The sequence below is a fragment of the Treponema lecithinolyticum ATCC 700332 genome (genome assembly GCA_000468055.1).
In the GTDB taxonomy this organism is placed as follows: Bacteria; Spirochaetota; Spirochaetia; order Treponematales; family Treponemataceae; genus Treponema_C; species Treponema_C lecithinolyticum.
This window is the reverse complement of record KI260564.1, coordinates 75,265-91,845: the sequence shown is the minus strand read 5'-3', so window position 1 is coordinate 91,845 and position 16,581 is coordinate 75,265. Positions and strand designations below refer to the sequence as shown.

The window sequence follows — 16,581 nt, the reverse complement described above, 5'->3', positions numbered from 1 at the left end:
CACCTCTTTGCTTCAGTATTTATAAAAAAATATATAATAATACATGTATTATATAACTGAACTGCAAAATGTGCAAGATAAAAATTATCTGCAAATAAAAAAATATGGGACTTTAGTTATACCGCTTTGAATATTTTAATTTCCCGTTCATCTACGGCTTTTTGAATAAAGCTTTCGCAGTCAAGGTTTGCATACAATTCCTGTGCTTGTATAACGTTTCCGTGCAGCACCGGATGTTTTGGGGCGAATAATACGCAACAATCTTCGTATGGTAAAATCGATATATCATATGTACCGATTTCAAGTGCCGTTTGAATTATTTCTTCTTTGTCCATACCGATAAGCGGGCGCAAAAGGGGTAGGCTTCCTGCGCTTTCGGTAATGCTTAGGTTTTCAACCGTTTGGCTTGCAACTTGCCCGAGACTTTCACCGCTTATAAGACAAGCGGCTCCCGTTTTTTTTGCAAGTATACTGGCGGCTTTCATCATACACATACGCAAAAGCATAGTTGACCAATCTTGCGGACCGCTTTGCTTTATGCGCATTTGAATTTCGGTAAACGAAATTATGTGCATGCGGATTGTAATCCCGTACTGTGCCAATACCGCCGCCAAATCTTCGGCTTTTTTTTTCGCTTCTTCTGACGTATACGGGTATGCGTGAAAGTACACGCAGTCTATATTCATTCCGCGCCGTATCATCCGGTAGCCGGCGACAGGCGAATCTATACCGCCAGAAAGCAAAAGTAAAGCTTTGCCGCCCGTTCCGGCAGGAAGCCCCCGTCTTCCTTTGTGCGAAAAGCCGTATACAAAACAGCGGTCGCGTACTTCCACATAAATTGTAGTATCCGGGCGGTGTACATCAACCGTCAGTATATTTTTTTCTACCACAGAAGATGCGGCTTGAACGCATATTTCATACGATGTTAGTGTAAACGCTTTATCGCTTCTTCTGGCTTCCAGTTTAAATGTTTTTGAACCGTTGTTTTGCGCTTGCAATGCTTGAGCGTAAACCGCTTCGCTTATAGCATTTATATTTTTTTCGCATACAACGGCTTTTGCCCAGCCTGCAATGCCGATTAGTTTGTCGAGCATAAATTCGACTTGAGTGCATGCGGTTTCAGGACAATCTACATACATTCTGCCGCCGTATAAACGGATTTTTACTTTCGGGTGATGTATATATTGATAGGCATTATGTATCAGTTTTTTTTCAAAAAATCGGATATTCGAGCCTTTAAGTGTTAATTCACCTAATTTTACCAAGTAAGTACATTCAGTAATGCATTCGTCCATGACTGTATTTTAACGTTTTTTATTTTCTGCGTCTATAAAGAATTACCTCTCTTTTTAGCTTTCATTTATGCCGATTATTAACGTATGAGCTCTGTGTATCATAAAGTCTATAGTTTTTTTTACTTTGTTTTTTTTGCCGCCGTATGTTGTGTTTTATCTGGTTTATACGCACAACAAAACGGGCAAGTGCAGGGCAGTGAAAGTTTTGTAGGAACGTGGGAAAATAACGAGCGCATTGTTTCTTTTACGCTGCAGGATGACGGCACGCTGCACGCCGATATTGTACTTAAACCGTTTTACCGTTATTATTACGACGGTATATATCCGCCGGCAGCCGAAGAAAGCACGGATGTGCTTGCGGTTATGGATAACGGTTTGTACACGCAGTTTTGGACACCGGGACAATCATCTTCAGGTGTGCTGTGGCTTCCGCGCAGCAACCGCACCGAATTTTCCATAGACGGACAGCCTATACAAAAAGAATTAAAAGGTTATTTTGTGTTAAATAACAACGCTTCTGAAATTACCGGTGCTACAAGTACTGAAAACAGAGCCGATACGGAGTACAATACTGCCGAAAATCAAAGTGCTGCCGATGCTGAAAATGATAATACCGACAGTACAGCGAACGGCGCTTTTACCGGCACTTTTGATAACTCTGCCGTATACGAAATACGTTATTGGCTTACCAAAGCCGAATATACGGATGAAAAAGCGGAATTGCATATCGGAAGCGGTTCGGTAATATTATTGGAAAAATACATTAAAATCGGCAGCGCCGTATATACTTGTGCAGTCGGGCGCAGAAAAAAAATCCGCAATTTAAAACGCATCGGAACTTTGCCTTTACAGCCGCGCGTAAGTGTACTCGGCAATTTACTGGTGCTTACCGAACCGTATTTAGTACGATCCGACATCGACGATTTACAAGCTGAAATTACAAAACACAACGGATTGCGCTATCCGCCCCACGACGGAAGAGCCCGCTTTGTAGAACCTTCGATTTATAAAAAACTTGAAAATATGAATATTGAGGATTTTTAACAGCGGATGATGGGAGTCGAACCCACGTCATCAGCTTGGAAGGCTGAGATAATAGCCGTTATATGACATCCGCGTTATAAAATTATACTAACAAAAAAACTTTTTAGTGTCAAGCGGATAGCACTCTTAGATAATACACTTTATCCGCCTATGTGCTTTAACTTGCATAGAAAAAAATATAGCAAGCATCAGTTTTTAAAAAAATCGTGCAGCAGCGAATTAAAAGCTTTGTAATCGTTTTCCATAGGAATCGAATTATCCGGTAAATTTAAAACTTTTTCTAATCTATCCGGCATTGCAGGCTCTCTGCCGATTGCCCGTTTTACCGTTTCGCCGAATTTTGCAGGATGTGCGGTTTCAAGCAAAATACCTACTGCAGTGTTATCGAGCACTGTTTGCGCCCAATAGGGGGCGTTCGGCGTTAATCCGGGCAAAGCGGGCTTGTTCGGAAATCCGGATACCAATTTTAGCATAGCGCCCTTACGCATATCATTCCATGCTTTCCAGCCTACCGCTCCGTGCGGATCTATAATGTAGCCGGTACGTTCATGACACTGCGCAATACCGTCCATAGTACCTTCGTCGTCCGTCCAGTACGAAGCTAAAATCCGTTTTATTTCGTCAAACGTGTGTAATGCGGTTATACGCTCGTGGTTGCTCGGAGCGCCTACATCCATAGCATTTGAAAGCGTTTGTATCGACGAGCGCGGTTCGTAGCGACCGCTTGCAATCCAATCGGGAACCGTTTTATTGGCATTGGTTGCGGCAACAAAGCCGGCAATGGGCGCTCCCATTTTTTTAGCAATTAAACCCGACGTTAAATTACCGAAATTCCCCGACGGCACAACTGCAATAATCGACGGATGTTCAATATTATTATCGTGTAAGCATCTGCATTTTACCGATAAAGAAGCGTAAATATAATAAAAACTTTGCGGTAAAAGCCGTGCTATATTTATTGAATTTGCCGAAGACAAACGGAATTCTTTGCGCAATTCGGTATCCGTAAAAGCCGTTTTTACCAACCGCTGACAATCGTCAAAAGTGCCGTTTACCGCAATTGAGCGTACATTGCCCGTAAAAGTGGAAAGCTGTTTTTCCTGAAGCGCGCTTATTTTTCCTTTCGGATATAAAATCGTTACATCAATGCCTTCAACGTTGTAAAAAGCGCTTCCGACAGCGCTTCCGGTATCGCCTGAAGTTGCAACTAAAATATGCAGCAAACCGTTTTTATCACGGTTAAAATAGCTCATTAGGCGCGCCATAAAACGTGCACCGAAATCTTTAAATGCGCATGTGGGACCGTGAAAAAGTTCTAAAACATAAGTAACCGGATCTATCGGCACAACAGGTGCGTTAAACGGATAACAATCTGCAATAATGGCTTGTAAATCGTCATCAGGGATTTCGCCGCTGCAATACAGCTTTGCAGTTTCAAAAGCGATATCTCGAAACGAAGGACTTGAACATCTGGTTAAAAGCGCTTCATCCAGTTTAGGAATAAAAACCGGAATGTACAATCCGCCCGTATCCGGGCTCATACCGTTTAATACGGCGCTTTTTAAATCAGTGCGTATCGAATTGTCCCTGGTATCGGTATACTGCATTGCGCTATCCTTTTACAAAGTTATAACCCGTAATATAAACTGTCCGCCATTTCTGTGGCAAATATTTTATTGCGTATAAGGTCCAAAACGTTCCATTCGCTTTTGTCTTCAGCGCTCAAGGGCATAACTTTGTGCAGTACGATTTTGCCGCTTCCCATTTCCATAACGGAAATATCAGCTTGCATTAGCGCTTTATACAATCCGGCTTCCGTTTTTTCAATCGGCTGCACATATTTTACCGTACCGAATATTAAATACTTTATGGTGCCCCTGAATAGGGCTGAAGCACTTTTGTACAGTTTTTCGATATTGCCGTCGTTTATTTCGCTTACAAAATCGGAATTGCCGGCACTGCGGAATCCTTTGCGGTATACGGCTTTTAAAAGGGCGGAAGAAGAAAGACTGTTGTTGGTAATCGGTTTTCCCGAAGCACTGTAATCGAGTATGGCTATGGATAAGGGAGAAGTTCTTTTATTGGTACGGACTTTAAAAGGAAATTGCAGCGCATGTTGTTCGGCATATTCGAGCACTTCTTTTTCCATTGTTGAAGGGGTAGGATAAAACAATAGTTGTGCATTGCACGAAAATTCGGGAACAGGTGCGTTAAAGCTAACCATACCGTTTTCATCGCTTTGCAATTCTTCCAGTGCATATACAGGTTCTCCATCGTTAATTCCCGACGGATACTTTACACTAATATTTTTGTTTACCAAAGCTTTGCCGTTTGTATCGGTTATTAAAGCCGTAAACGCCGATGAAAACGCCTTACCGTTTTGCGTTTCGTCGGGAATATTTTGAGCTTTAAATATTATATTTTGCAGCGTTTGCATATATTCGTTTAAATGGTCGGCACGGTGCTCTTGCGACATATCGGAACCCTTATGCACTAAAAGCAGTTTTTTACCGTTTTTATTTACCGTTTTTTGTTCCGAATCCGAAACGTTTGTATGTACTGAGGATTTTCCCGGCACACCGGCGCAGGAAAACAAAGACAATGACATACAAAGCAGCGCAACAGACGTATACTTTTCAAATGTTTTTACCATAAAAATACTCCGAACTTATAAAAATTACTTTTCAATATTTTAACTCCGAAATAAACTAATTTCAATATCAAAGGTATGATTTAACGCAAAAAGTCGTACAAGACTTTTAAAACAACCAATAAAAGCAAAACAACCGCAATATAAATCCATGCAGGAAGCGGATCTTCGGCATTATAAGCGTTTTTTTTAGTCCGATATGCGTTTTCAGTACGTTTTTTACCGAACAAGCCTGTTTTACCGCTGTGTTTTGTGCGCGCTTTTGTTTTATTGCCGTTTTGCCCTGTTTGTCCTAATAAATCGACTAAGTTTGACCCGCTGCCCGCATAGCCGCAGTCGGGACAACCGTTTGCAAACAGGGTATGGTCTCCTATTTTTCCACAGCGGGGACAGCACACCGATGCAAAAAAACGTCCGCATTTTGGACAAAAGCGCGCATTCACTGGAACTTCAGTATCGCAAAATTCGCAAAAAAATTTCGGACGGCGGTCGTTTTTCATTTTAGCTTCCGTTTACTTTCCATTTGCCGGCTTGACACAGCCGGCGTTCTTTGCTATTTTAAACACACCTTTTGCCCGGATGGTGGAATTGGTAGACACGCTAGTTTCAGGTACTAGAGCCCTCACGGGTGTGCAAGTTCAAGTCTTGTTCCGGGCATAATCAAACAGTTAATTTATTTTAGTACGCACAATTCCACAGTGCCGTTTTCAAAGCCTTGAATTTGTACGGTTATGTCTGTCAATCGGTCGTTTTCCTTAAGCGAAGCGGGAGCTTTTTGCCCCATGCGCAATCGCTTTAAAACGCTTTTATCTTCAGGTTTAAAAAATATAAGCGGCAAATGTAAAGAACTTACCGTTCCCGCTATAACGGCTTTTGTTTTCGGGTGAAACAAAGTAAAACCGCAGTCGGGAAGTTCAGCTGCACCGATTGCATCCTCGCTTTCGGTTAAAGCGACGGCGGGAAAATCGGAAGCAGGAGAGATGGCATCGTTTGCGCTTTGCGCTCCAAGCACATCCGCCGCCTGTTCGGCGGCATCTGTCATAACCGTTTCGGTTTCCGCCATTGCACTTTCCGTTGCATACTCTGATGCTGCAGCAGATGCCGCCTTTTGTGCTTCACGCACAAGAGCACTGAACGCTTCATCCGTATAATCGGCTATGGGCGGATTGAGCAAAGTGCTTATTTCATTTTTTGTTTCGCTGCTTTCAATTGAATTGCGTATGCAGTGTACTTCCAAATATTCGGCTTTTTTTAAATCATCGTTTGAAATATCCTGAGCGGCAAGCAAAACAACGGGAAAAGATTTGCACAGTCCCGAACGGATATACTGTACTAAAATTTTCCAATGGCGCGGATAATCTACCGCATTCATAAATATTACTTGCGGCATTATTTCATCCACGTTATCCAAAGCTTTAAGCAGCCACCGATAACACACCGTATCGTAACCGAGCGATTCAAAAAAACTGCGGTATAGATTTAAAGTATCTTCGGATTCGGCAACCAACAATGCTTTCATTCTGTCCCCAGATTGTCTACACTGTAGTCATATATTTGCCATATTCCGTCGCGCTGACGTATATAGTATGTGTAGCGCTTTTTTTCTTTAAACGTCGGATACTTAAACCATTCAAGAACAGTAACGGTTCCTTCCGTTTTTGTGTAAGCCGTTTTTTCTATAGTAAATAATTCGGGAATGGCAGCAATGTCGGAATCAAGCGTTTCGCTTGAAAGCATTTTTTTAAAGTTTGAAAGCATTGTCCGCCGTTCTTGTTCTGATGCCGCATTGTATGCACGTTTGTTTGCATCGTTTTTAATATACACGGATTCAACATCCATATACAAAAAAAACTGATCCCACAAGCTGCGCTGGCGCGCCACTATAGTTTGCTCGATTACTTTATCCGGAGCTATAGCTTCCGGTTTTAAGATAACCGTGTTTTCGTAATCAACCGGCACCGACATTCCGGCAGCTATTCCCGGATTCGGGTTTATTTCAATACTTAACCTGTTCGAAACCACCGAAACGCTTTTTGATTTATACAGTTCCGGATAAAAACTGAGTTCAAAATAATAAATTGCCGGATCTTTTATCGTAAGAAAATCTTTTAAATCTACAATAAAAGCATATTCTTCTTCAGGCTCCAAAGCCAATTCTCTAAAATACACGGTTTGGCTGGTTGTCCGCTTGCGTATTAAAGAATCGGTTTGCGCCAGCTTTACATTACGCACATTAAAGGCATTAAAGTCCAAACTGAACACGCGGTCGTCCGCCAGCTTAAAGCGCAGCGTATTTTGCCCCTTGTTTGCAACTGTTACGTGCACGTATACCGGATTGTTCGGCACGTCGGCAGGGTAGTACATGGTTTTATCGTGCAGTTTTATCGATACTTGTACGCTGCCGATATTTTGCGCCACAAGGCTCTGGGCAAAAAAAACTAAAACGGCTATAATAACGATCGGAATACGTTTCACAACTTGTTCTCCATAAAAGACACTTTATTTTACTATCGGACACTTAATATGAATTCGTTAAATCATATCATACATTCACAAAAAAAGATACAGTCTTTTATGGAAAATTTTACAAAAAAAAATGCATCTTTTCCGCGCGAAATAAGCGGTATGCAAAGCGGTTTTTATGCGTTTTTTTTGCGTGAATACCTGTACCGCGACGACGCAAATATTTTACTGGTAGTCCCCGGAGAAAAAGAAGCAAAAGATATACTGGAAGATTTACGCACCGTATGCGGTACAGGCGGTACGGAAGAAAGCGCGGCAGCTCAAATCCATTACCTTCCGTGGTGGTCCTCCATTCCGTACCGTCCGGTGTCGCGCGGTTCCCGCGTATTCGGCGAGCGCTCTTCGGTTTTGGCAAAACTGCTGTATGCAACAAATTACGGCGGAATCCAAGCGGCTCAAGCGTTTCAAGACTCTCAAAGCGCTCCAGCGCGGCAAACAAAAAAAACACCCACAATTTTTATAACAACCCAGCGCTCGTTTTTAACTCCCGTTGCGCCGCCGGAATACACGGCTTCTTTGCTTTTTCCGCTTTATGCCGGTCAAAACTTTGACCCTGTTGCTTTAGCCGAACGCTTAAGCGCGCAAGGTTATGTAAGAGTACCGCGCGTAACCGTGTGCGGTGAATTTACTTTGCGTGGCGAAGTGCTCGATTTGTATATGCCCGGAGAACAGTACGCACACCGCATCGTTTTTGATTTTGACAAAATAGACACTATACGTGCTTTTGATCAGGAAACACAAACGTCAATAAAAAAACTGGACAGCGTACTCGTATACCCGATGAAAGAAACGCTGTGGACCGAAGATACCGTTCAAAATTTGGAACACAATTTGGGCGCCAGTGCACCACAGTGCGCCGCACTTTTGGACGATTTATTAACAAAAAAAGAAAGCGAAGGCGAAGAACTATTTTATCCTTTAGCCCACGCAGCCGCAGCCCATACCGGCGAAAAGCAAGGGCAGGGCAGCGCTACGCGACTTTTTTCCGTACTCGATTACATATCAAGCGAAACAACTGTAATGTTTTTGGATTACGACAGACTGGCAAATTCCCAAGAAAATCTGGATAAAGAATATGCCGGTTTATATAAAAAAGCTTTAAGCGAACGTTACGTTCCTTCTCCCGATATGCTGCTTTTTAATTTTGAAAATACCGTGCAAAAACACAAAAAGCACATACTGTTTCGCAGTATAAAAGGCGAAAACCTCAGCAGCGTTCCGCGTTTGGAATTCGAATGCGATGCTCCGCACAGTTTTTTCGGCAATATCCGCTATTTAAAAGAAACTTTGGAAACCCTTCAAAACGAAAACTGGAGTATTTTTATTTATGCCGAAAGCGAAAACCAAGCTTTAAGGATAAGCGAACTGTTAAAAGAATTTGTGCATCCGCTTGAGGCAAAAGCGGATAAAGCGCTGCTGCACATTCTTCCGCTTCACATATCGTCAGGCTTCGGCTTACCTCAAGCAAAAATTGCGGTAATTCAAGAAAACGAAATATTCGGCAGAAGAAAACACGTTCCCAAATCGGTTACTCATGCAAAAAGTTCGGTTTTGGATACCTTTATTGAACTTAATCCGGGCGATTATGTTGTTCACGTTAATTACGGCATCGGGCTTTTTAAAGGCATCGAGCGGGTTAAAACCAGCGCAAACGAGCGCGATTATATAAAGCTTGAATACGCCGATGAAGAAACCGTTTTTATTCCCATTGAACAAGTAAACCTTGTGCAGCGCTATATCGGCAATGAAGGAGAAGCCCCCCGCCTTGACAGGATAGGCTCTAAAAGCTGGGAAAACCGTAAAGACCGCGTAAAAAAATCGGTTGAAGACATTGCACAAAAGCTGATTGACTTGTATTCCCGCCGCAAAGCTGCACGGGGTTTTGCTTTTCCCAAAGATGGGGAGTTTATGACGGCATTTGAAGCCGCTTTTCCTTATGCCGAAACCGATGATCAATTAACCGCGTGCGCCGAAATTAAAGCCGATATGGAAAAAAGCGTACCTATGGACCGTCTTATTTGCGGCGATGTCGGCTACGGAAAAACCGAATTGGCATTCCGTGCAGCTTTTAAAGCGGTTATGGGCGGTAAACAAGTTGCATTTTTAGCGCCGACGACTATACTTGCAGAACAGCACTACGAAACCTGTATTGAGCGTTTTGAAAATTTTCCCGTGCGCATAGCGCATTTATCGCGCTTTGTTTCAAAAGCCGAACAAAATAAAATCCTTGCCGCGCTCAAAAACGGTGAAATCGATATTTTAATAGGAACGCACCGCATTATACAAAAAGATGTGCGCTTTAAAGACTTGGGACTTATGATTATCGATGAAGAACAGCGTTTCGGCGTTAAAGATAAAGAACGCTTAAAAGTTTTACGTACCAATGTGGACGCATTGGCGATGAGCGCAACCCCCATACCGCGCACACTGCACATGAGCTTGCTTAAAATCCGTGATATGAGTTTGTTGACGACTCCTCCGCAAAACAGACAAGCAATAGAAACCGTAATAGATGCGTACAACGATGAGCGAGTTACAAAAGCAATCCGCAATGAAACCGCACGCGGCGGACAAGTTTTTTATTTACACAACCGGATTGAAAGCCTCGAAGATGTATACGTAAAACTACAGCAACTGCTTCCCGAAATGATGATAGAAACGGCACACGGCAGAATGTCGTCCGGAGAATTGGATGACATTTTCCGCCGCTTTAAAATGGGCGGCTTCCATGTATTGATTGCGACAACCATTATCGAAAACGGTATTGATATTCCGAACGTCAATACCATCATTATAGACCGCGCCGATATGTACGGCATATCGCAGTTGTATCAGTTGCGCGGACGGGTAGGGCGCAGCGACCGTAAAGCCTATGCATATCTTTTATATCCTGAAAACCGCGTATTAAACGAAGTTGCAATGAAGCGTTTGCAAGTTATAAGCAATTTTACCGAATTGGGGAGCGGTTTTAAAATAGCTATGAAGGATATGGAAATACGCGGCGCAGGCAACCTGTTGGGGCGCGACCAATCCGGCGACGTATACTCGGTCGGATTCGATTTATATTTGCGCCTTTTGGAAGACGCCGTTCAGCGCCTTAGCGGAGAAAACTTTTGTGAAAAACAAGAAGTGCTGTTGGAATTGGAGTACACCGGTTTTATACCGGATACGTATATTTCCAATGCGCAAACCAAAATGGAAATATATAAAAAAATTGCCGCAGTACGCAGCGAAGATGAAGCTGAACGCGTATATGCCGAACTTGAAGACAGATTCGGACCGATTCCCGCCGAAGTATCGAGCTTGCTCGCATTGGCAGAAATACGCATTATATGCGCAAAATTAAGTATTTCATCTCTTAAAGAAAAAAACGGAACGGCTTATATTGAATTTGAACGAGTGTCGAATATCTCCGTTGAAAAAGTACTGCGTTTAATTAAAGAAAGCGGCGGCAGGGTAAAATTGGATGCAAAAAAACCGAACGTGCTTATATTGCTGACCGGAAAAATCGGCTTAAATGAAAAAAGTCAATTTATTCGGGAAAAATTGGAAACTTTGTTGGCATCGTAATTTTATAAAGACAAAGGATTTTATTTAGAAATTATATAACAATGTCTACTTATATAGACTTTTACTTAAAGAATAAGGAGTTTTTATGATACGATCTCTTGTTTTGGATTACGGGAATGTTATTTCAAAGGCAAACACCGGGGATTGTGCCGTGCAAATGGAGCGAATGACTGGAGTACCTGCTGAAGTTTTTGGAAGGGTATACGAGCAGTTTCGTTTTGAATTTGATAGAGGAATTATAGACGGTGCTGAAATGTACCGCAGGCTGCTTGTCGGAGAAGGTTATACTGATGTTGCATGCGACAATGAACTTATGAAAAAAATAGCACGTTTAGATTTGGAAAGTTGGCGGCCGATTAAAGAAGATGTGTGTAATTGGGCTTTGAATGTACAAAAATTGGGGTATAAACTCGGTATATTATCGAATATGCCGTACGAGTTTTTGGATTTATATGAAAAAGAAATACCGCCGTTTGTAGCAGCAGATTACGCTTGTTTTTCATGTCGGGTTAAAATTATAAAACCTGAAAGAGAAATTTATGAACTGTGTCTTAAAGAACTGGGAGTACTTCCCGAACAAACAGTGTTTTTTGATGATGTTAAAGAAAACGTCGACGCTGCCTTAATGCTGGGAATTCACGCTTTTGTATGGACAGGACTTGAAAAAGCTCAAAAAGACTGGCAAATGTGTGTCGATAAAAACGGGTAAACGTAAAGTACATGTTGTTACCGTTAAAACATTCCGCCAAGTAGTGATGGTGTAAAGTAAAACATCTATTCTGGTAGACAGAATATACATTATGGGAAGTAGAATACGGGGTGGTTATTTTTACGTTTTTTTACCCCTTAAATATCAAAGTCCAAACGGCGGTAATGAATGCTCATCAGCAAACCTGTTGCCCACATAGCTGTCCACAGAGAGGACCCGCCGTAAGACAAAAACAACAATGGGATACCGGTAATCGGCATAATTCCCATTACCATTCCGACGTTTACGACAAAATGAAAGAAAAACATTATCAAAATACCCGACGCTATGTAATAACCGAATACGTTTTTGGTATTGCGTATGATAAATACAATGCGTAGTAAAATTATCAAAAACAATACAAATACAAACAAGCTGCCTAAAAGACCGGATTCTTCCGATAAAATGCTGAATATAAAATCGGTACTTTGCTGAGGCAAAAACCGGTAATGACTTTGTGTTCCTTTTAAAAAACCTTGTCCGAAAATACCGCCGGAACCGATAGCGATTTTTGATTGAATAATATTCCATCCGGATCCCAAAGGGTCCGTATACGGATTTAAAAACACAATTAAACGCTTGATTTGATAATCTTTTAAAACCTTTGCACCTGCTACCGAAAAAGCAAAGGCTAAGGTTAAACCGCCGAACAGCCATGCAAGCCAATAATAATATTTATTTTTATAAAATAAATATCCTACGGAGCTTATAACGGCTATAATAGTCAGCGTGGTTATAACTATAAGACGTAGTTTTGTGTCCGTTAAAACGGACAGCGCAAGAATTTGTTTTTGTAAAATTGCTTCTTGCCATACGGGTAAAATGGTCAGTATTATAGTCGATATACCGGTAAATAAAATAAACAAAATATATTTCAAAGGAAAACCTGCGGCAAACAGCATTGCTAAAAAAATGGGTATATATACGCTTGCAGTTCCCATATCGGGCTGCAGTAAAATCAGTGCGCTGGGCAATGCAAGTATACCGCAACTTATAAAAAAGCGTTTAAGCGCAGCAGTGTTTTCCGATTGTTCCAAATAATAAGCAAAAAACAATATGTATATGATTTTTCCGAATTCCGACGGTTGTATACCGAAGTTGCCGATACCTATCCAGCTGCGCGCACCGTTTACATATTTTCCGAAAATAATCGTATACAAAAGCACGGCAATTAAACCTGCAAAAGACATAGGGAGCAAACGCTTTAATTTTCGGTAATCGACTAATGCCGCAAAAAACATAATAACCAAACCCGTACAGGCAAACACAAGCTGTTTTATATATTCATTTGATACGGATATTTGATTTGAATTGACACCGGAAGAATAAATAAACGATATTCCCATAACAACAAGCAAAGTTACGCAAATAAGCAAAAGATAATCGAATATTTCAAAAAAACGCAGTTTCATATTTTTATTCCTGCCTGCCTGTCGGTTTGGTTAAATATCTAAAGTGCAGTTCATCAATGGCTTCGTCGTAAGTCTGGTTTGCAAATATACCTTGAAAAATAATGGTTGAAGCATACGGAGCCCACCATTCCCACGGGTTTACTGCTTCTACCAATACGCATACAACAACGGCATCTTTCGGTTCCGCATCGTAGGGGCCGAACCCCACAAACCAAGAGTGCCAGCTTTTATCGTAATCGGTAACTTCGGCAGTTCCGGTTTTGCCGGCTATTTGCACCGCTTTTTGGCGCATCAATACGCTTTGCGCTGAACCGTTGGTAACCATATAACGAAGGTATTCTTTCATTGTAGTCCATACATTCGGCGCAACAGTTGATTTATGCAGTACTTTTGGCGCAATAGTTTCAATAACTTCTCCGTCCGGATTGCGTACTTCTTTAAGCAAATGCGGTGCATAAATCGTACCTTCATTTACAAACATAGCCATCATGTTTGCTATATGAAGCGGCGTAACTAAAGTGTAGCCCTGCCCTATCGACATACTCATTGTATCCCCGCCGTGCCATTTTTCGTGGTAGCGCCGCTCTTTCCATTGCGCCGTAGGAATAAAACCTTTTTCAGAAACGGGCAAATCTATCTGCAAGCTTTGACCGAGCCCGAATTCGGAAGCATAAGCAGCAATGCGGTCAACTCCCAAATAGTCACGTCCGGCAGTCCAAAAGTATATATTGCACGACTGCGCCAGTGCATTTTTTAAGTTCATATAGCCGTGACCGGGCACTCCGATATGGCAGTGAAAGGTACGGTTTCCGTAATCCAAAACACCCTTGCATTCGATTTTTTTATCGGGCGAAAGCGTTCCTTCAGATAAAATTGCCGTTGTCATAACGGTTTTAAAAGTTGAAGCCGGCGGGTATACCGCTCCTACCGTACGGTTTATCAACGGTTTGTGTATGTCTTTTGCCAATTCATTGTAAGCGCTGCTTGCATTGTCTTTATTAAAAATATTCGGATTAAAATACGGATAAGATACCATCGCTAAGATTTCTCCTGTAGCAGGTTTTAAAACAACGACAGCCCCTACCCGTTCTCCGAGCGCTTTTTCGGCAAGCGTTTGTATTTTTGTATCTACGGTTAAAATAAGGTTTTTACCGCTTACCGGTGCATGTATAACCGGTTTTTCGGACATCAAGCGTCCTTTTGCATCTACCGTATGCAATTCCGTTCCGGGTTTTCCCTGCAAAAGTTCATCGTATTGTTTTTCTATACCGGTTTTTCCTATAATGCTTGTATTTCCGTATCCTTTGTTATACAACGCTTTTAATTCGTCTTTGGTAATATCGCCCACATAGCCTACGATATGCGACATTGAGCCGGTTTCAAGATAATTTCGTATCGGTTTTGATCTCCAACCGACACCCGGTAAATCGCTTGCATTTTCCGCTATATTCGATATAACCGAAAACGGTACATTTGTTTTTATTTCAACTGCAGTGTACGAATTCCTGCCGTATGCGGCTACTTTTTCGTCTATATCGGTTTTTTGTATACCTAAAAAAAATGCAAGCCGTGCTAAAACGCTGTCTAAGCGGCCTACAGGGATTTCACCGAGCGTAATGTCTACGGCAAACGAATCGTTATTGATAACCATCGGGAGTTTTGCACTGCGGTCGAAAATCTCTCCGCGCTGTGCGGGAATAACGCGTACTCGCTGTGAGATAGTGCGCGATTGCTTAAGGTAGCGGCTGCCTTCAACTATTTGCATCGAAAACAAGCGTAAAATATAAACGGCAAAGGTGGCAACAATTAAAATTAAAAATACCGCCGCTACGCGGTTTTTAGTTTCGACACTGCCGGGTCGGTTTTTAAAATCGGATGAAAAAATGGTAAAACGCATTATTCCAGTTTCTCCGATACATAGTCTTCGGCAAGTATTTTAAAAAATGATAAAAACCAAAACAGTACCGGAGCGCACACGGCGTTAAAAAGGCACTCATACCACAAAAGCGGAGAAAAAAGTGAATACGTTACGATACTGTCCGGATAAAAAAACGAAAGAAAACGTATAAGCACTGCCTTTACAAGGGTTGCCGAAGCTCCCATAACGGCAGGAAGTATAATTCCGCGCGTATCGAGTGTGCGGTAAAACAAACCGCAAGTAAAACCTATAACAGTTCTTACAAGCGCGTGTAATCCTAAAGGACCGGTAAAGGTAAAATCCAACAGTAAACCGGAAAAAAAGCCGTATGTTTCGCCGATTGTACTGCCGTTATGCAAGGCTGTGTATAAGAGTGTAAGCAAAAGCAAATCGGGCATAACCGGTAAAACATACCAATTTGAAAGTATTGCAGCTTCTATAAGTAAAACCGGTAAAATCACGGCGGCAAAGGCAAAAACACGCTTCACTGAAATGTCTCCGAAGTTTGTATTGTTTTCATTGTTTGTACATATTCAAGTTCGGAAGTATCTGCTTGCTTTTGTTCGGTAGTACCGCTTATACTGTCTATAACGATAACTTCTTCAAGCCGCGAAAAATCTACAATGGGCACTACCGATATAATAAGAGAGGTATCGTAATCGACCACCGAAACGGCAGATATGGTTCCAATCGGGATTTCTTTAATATAGTTTCCGTTTTCTCCTGAAGTAACGACTATATCACCGTACTGCAATTCATCCAAAACTCTTTTTTTTATATAACTCATTTTTAAATGATTTTCTGAAGATCCGGTTCCGCTTACCAAACCCAAATCGCGCGTATGCTGAATACGTGCCGATACGTTGCATTGAAAATCATACAAGGACATAATCATACTGGTGTACGGACCTACGCTGATGATTTTTCCTACAAGGCCGATACTGCCGTTTTGAACCGCAATTACGGGCATATTTTTCCGTATTCCGTGTTTGCTTCCCTTGTCTATGGTAATACCTGCGTACAAATTATCCGTATCACGTCCGACAATGCGTGCGGTATAGTTTTTGTAGTCGTATTTTTGCGAAAAATTGAGCAATTTGTTTAAGCGGTCGTTTTCTTTACGTATTTCGGCGTTTGTACGCTGCAAGTATTCATAATTTTCAAGTTTTTGAACCAGTTTTTCGTATTCTTCGCGCAAATTGGTTAATTCTTTGATGGCATGCACGGTGTTTTGTATACCCGAAGCTGCCGAATGTACGCCGCTTTGTGCAGTCGATACAATCGAAAATCCGATTTGCTTAAAATTCAAAATAAAATTACCGGTTGAAAAAAACAATAAAACGCCCGATACGATAACCAAAACCGTCAATACAATAAGCGAATGTTTAAACGTATAGGCATTTTTGCGGTTATACATCAGA

The 16,581-nt window shown here is 41.7% G+C and carries 13 protein-coding genes and 2 tRNA genes; 4 read left to right on the top strand and 11 right to left on the bottom strand.

Annotation, left to right across the window (positions count from 1 at the left end; all coding sequences use genetic code 11):
• Positions 1 to 116 precede the first annotated feature (116 nt).
• A complete protein-coding gene (gene thiI, locus HMPREF9193_RS05010; RefSeq protein ID WP_021686992.1) occupies positions 117 to 1,295 on the bottom strand; it encodes a tRNA uracil 4-sulfurtransferase ThiI in 1,179 nt (392 codons plus the stop codon).
• An 84-nt stretch (positions 1,296 to 1,379) separates the two neighbouring features.
• Between thiI and HMPREF9193_RS05005 the strand changes: the two genes are divergently transcribed.
• Positions 1,380 to 2,339: a hypothetical protein gene (locus HMPREF9193_RS05005; protein WP_021686991.1), complete on the top strand. Its 960-nt coding sequence runs from the start codon at positions 1,380 to 1,382 to the stop codon at positions 2,337 to 2,339.
• A gap of 1 nt (position 2,340) precedes the next feature.
• Here HMPREF9193_RS05005 and HMPREF9193_RS05000 read toward each other — a convergent pair.
• From HMPREF9193_RS05000 to HMPREF9193_RS04985, 4 genes are all read right to left on the bottom strand, one after another.
• Positions 2,341 to 2,412 (bottom strand) — tRNA-Gly (locus HMPREF9193_RS05000).
• 115 nt (positions 2,413 to 2,527) lie between these two features.
• Positions 2,528 to 3,946, bottom strand: coding sequence for a threonine synthase (thrC, locus tag HMPREF9193_RS04995; RefSeq protein ID WP_021686990.1), 1,419 nt, complete (start codon positions 3,944 to 3,946; stop codon positions 2,528 to 2,530).
• 20 nt (positions 3,947 to 3,966) lie between these two features.
• Positions 3,967 to 4,992, bottom strand: coding sequence for a hypothetical protein (locus HMPREF9193_RS04990; RefSeq protein WP_021686989.1), 1,026 nt, complete (start codon positions 4,990 to 4,992; stop codon positions 3,967 to 3,969).
• Between the two features lie 80 nt (positions 4,993 to 5,072).
• Positions 5,073 to 5,489, bottom strand: a complete 417-nt coding sequence (locus HMPREF9193_RS04985) for a zinc ribbon domain-containing protein (RefSeq protein ID WP_021686988.1) — start codon at positions 5,487 to 5,489, stop codon at positions 5,073 to 5,075.
• A 73-nt stretch (positions 5,490 to 5,562) separates the two neighbouring features.
• Between HMPREF9193_RS04985 and HMPREF9193_RS04980 the strand changes: the two genes are divergently transcribed.
• Positions 5,563 to 5,646, top strand: a tRNA-Leu gene (locus tag HMPREF9193_RS04980).
• A gap of 16 nt (positions 5,647 to 5,662) precedes the next feature.
• Here HMPREF9193_RS04980 and HMPREF9193_RS10745 read toward each other — a convergent pair.
• Both HMPREF9193_RS10745 and HMPREF9193_RS04970 read right to left on the bottom strand, forming a co-directional pair.
• Positions 5,663 to 6,508 (bottom strand): hypothetical protein, encoded by an 846-nt coding sequence (locus HMPREF9193_RS10745; protein ID WP_021686987.1) that lies wholly within the window; start codon positions 6,506 to 6,508, stop codon positions 5,663 to 5,665.
• Positions 6,505 to 7,464, bottom strand: a complete 960-nt coding sequence (locus tag HMPREF9193_RS04970; RefSeq protein WP_021686986.1) for a hypothetical protein — start codon at positions 7,462 to 7,464, stop codon at positions 6,505 to 6,507. Before HMPREF9193_RS04970 ends, HMPREF9193_RS10745 begins: the two co-directional genes overlap by 4 nt.
• A 99-nt stretch (positions 7,465 to 7,563) precedes the next feature.
• Here HMPREF9193_RS04970 and mfd point away from each other — a divergent pair, with 99 nt between their 5' ends.
• Both mfd and HMPREF9193_RS04960 read left to right on the top strand, forming a co-directional pair.
• On the top strand, positions 7,564 to 11,082 hold the full coding sequence (gene mfd / locus HMPREF9193_RS04965) for a transcription-repair coupling factor (RefSeq protein ID WP_245565494.1): 3,519 nt from the start codon (positions 7,564 to 7,566) through the stop codon (positions 11,080 to 11,082).
• A gap of 85 nt (positions 11,083 to 11,167) precedes the next feature.
• Positions 11,168 to 11,791: an HAD-IA family hydrolase gene (locus HMPREF9193_RS04960; RefSeq protein WP_021686984.1), complete on the top strand. Its 624-nt coding sequence runs from the start codon at positions 11,168 to 11,170 to the stop codon at positions 11,789 to 11,791.
• A 137-nt stretch (positions 11,792 to 11,928) separates the two neighbouring features.
• Here HMPREF9193_RS04960 and rodA read toward each other — a convergent pair whose 3' ends face one another.
• From rodA to mreC, 4 genes are read right to left on the bottom strand one after another with little or no spacing between them, the layout of a single operon-like run.
• Positions 11,929 to 13,242 carry a rod shape-determining protein RodA gene (gene rodA, locus HMPREF9193_RS04955; RefSeq protein ID WP_021686983.1) on the bottom strand — a complete coding sequence of 438 codons (1,314 nt, stop codon included), beginning with the start codon at positions 13,240 to 13,242 and terminating at the stop codon, positions 11,929 to 11,931.
• 4 nt (positions 13,243 to 13,246) lie between these two features.
• Positions 13,247 to 15,139 carry a penicillin-binding protein 2 gene (gene mrdA / locus HMPREF9193_RS04950; RefSeq protein WP_021686982.1) on the bottom strand — a complete coding sequence of 631 codons (1,893 nt, stop codon included), beginning with the start codon at positions 15,137 to 15,139 and terminating at the stop codon, positions 13,247 to 13,249.
• Positions 15,139 to 15,648, bottom strand: a complete 510-nt coding sequence (gene mreD / locus HMPREF9193_RS04945) for a rod shape-determining protein MreD (RefSeq protein WP_021686981.1) — start codon at positions 15,646 to 15,648, stop codon at positions 15,139 to 15,141. Before mreD ends, mrdA begins: the two co-directional genes overlap by 1 nt.
• Positions 15,645 to 16,577, bottom strand: coding sequence for a rod shape-determining protein MreC (mreC, locus tag HMPREF9193_RS04940; protein WP_021686980.1), 933 nt, complete (start codon positions 16,575 to 16,577; stop codon positions 15,645 to 15,647). Before mreC ends, mreD begins: the two co-directional genes overlap by 4 nt.
• Positions 16,578 to 16,581 lie beyond the last annotated feature (4 nt).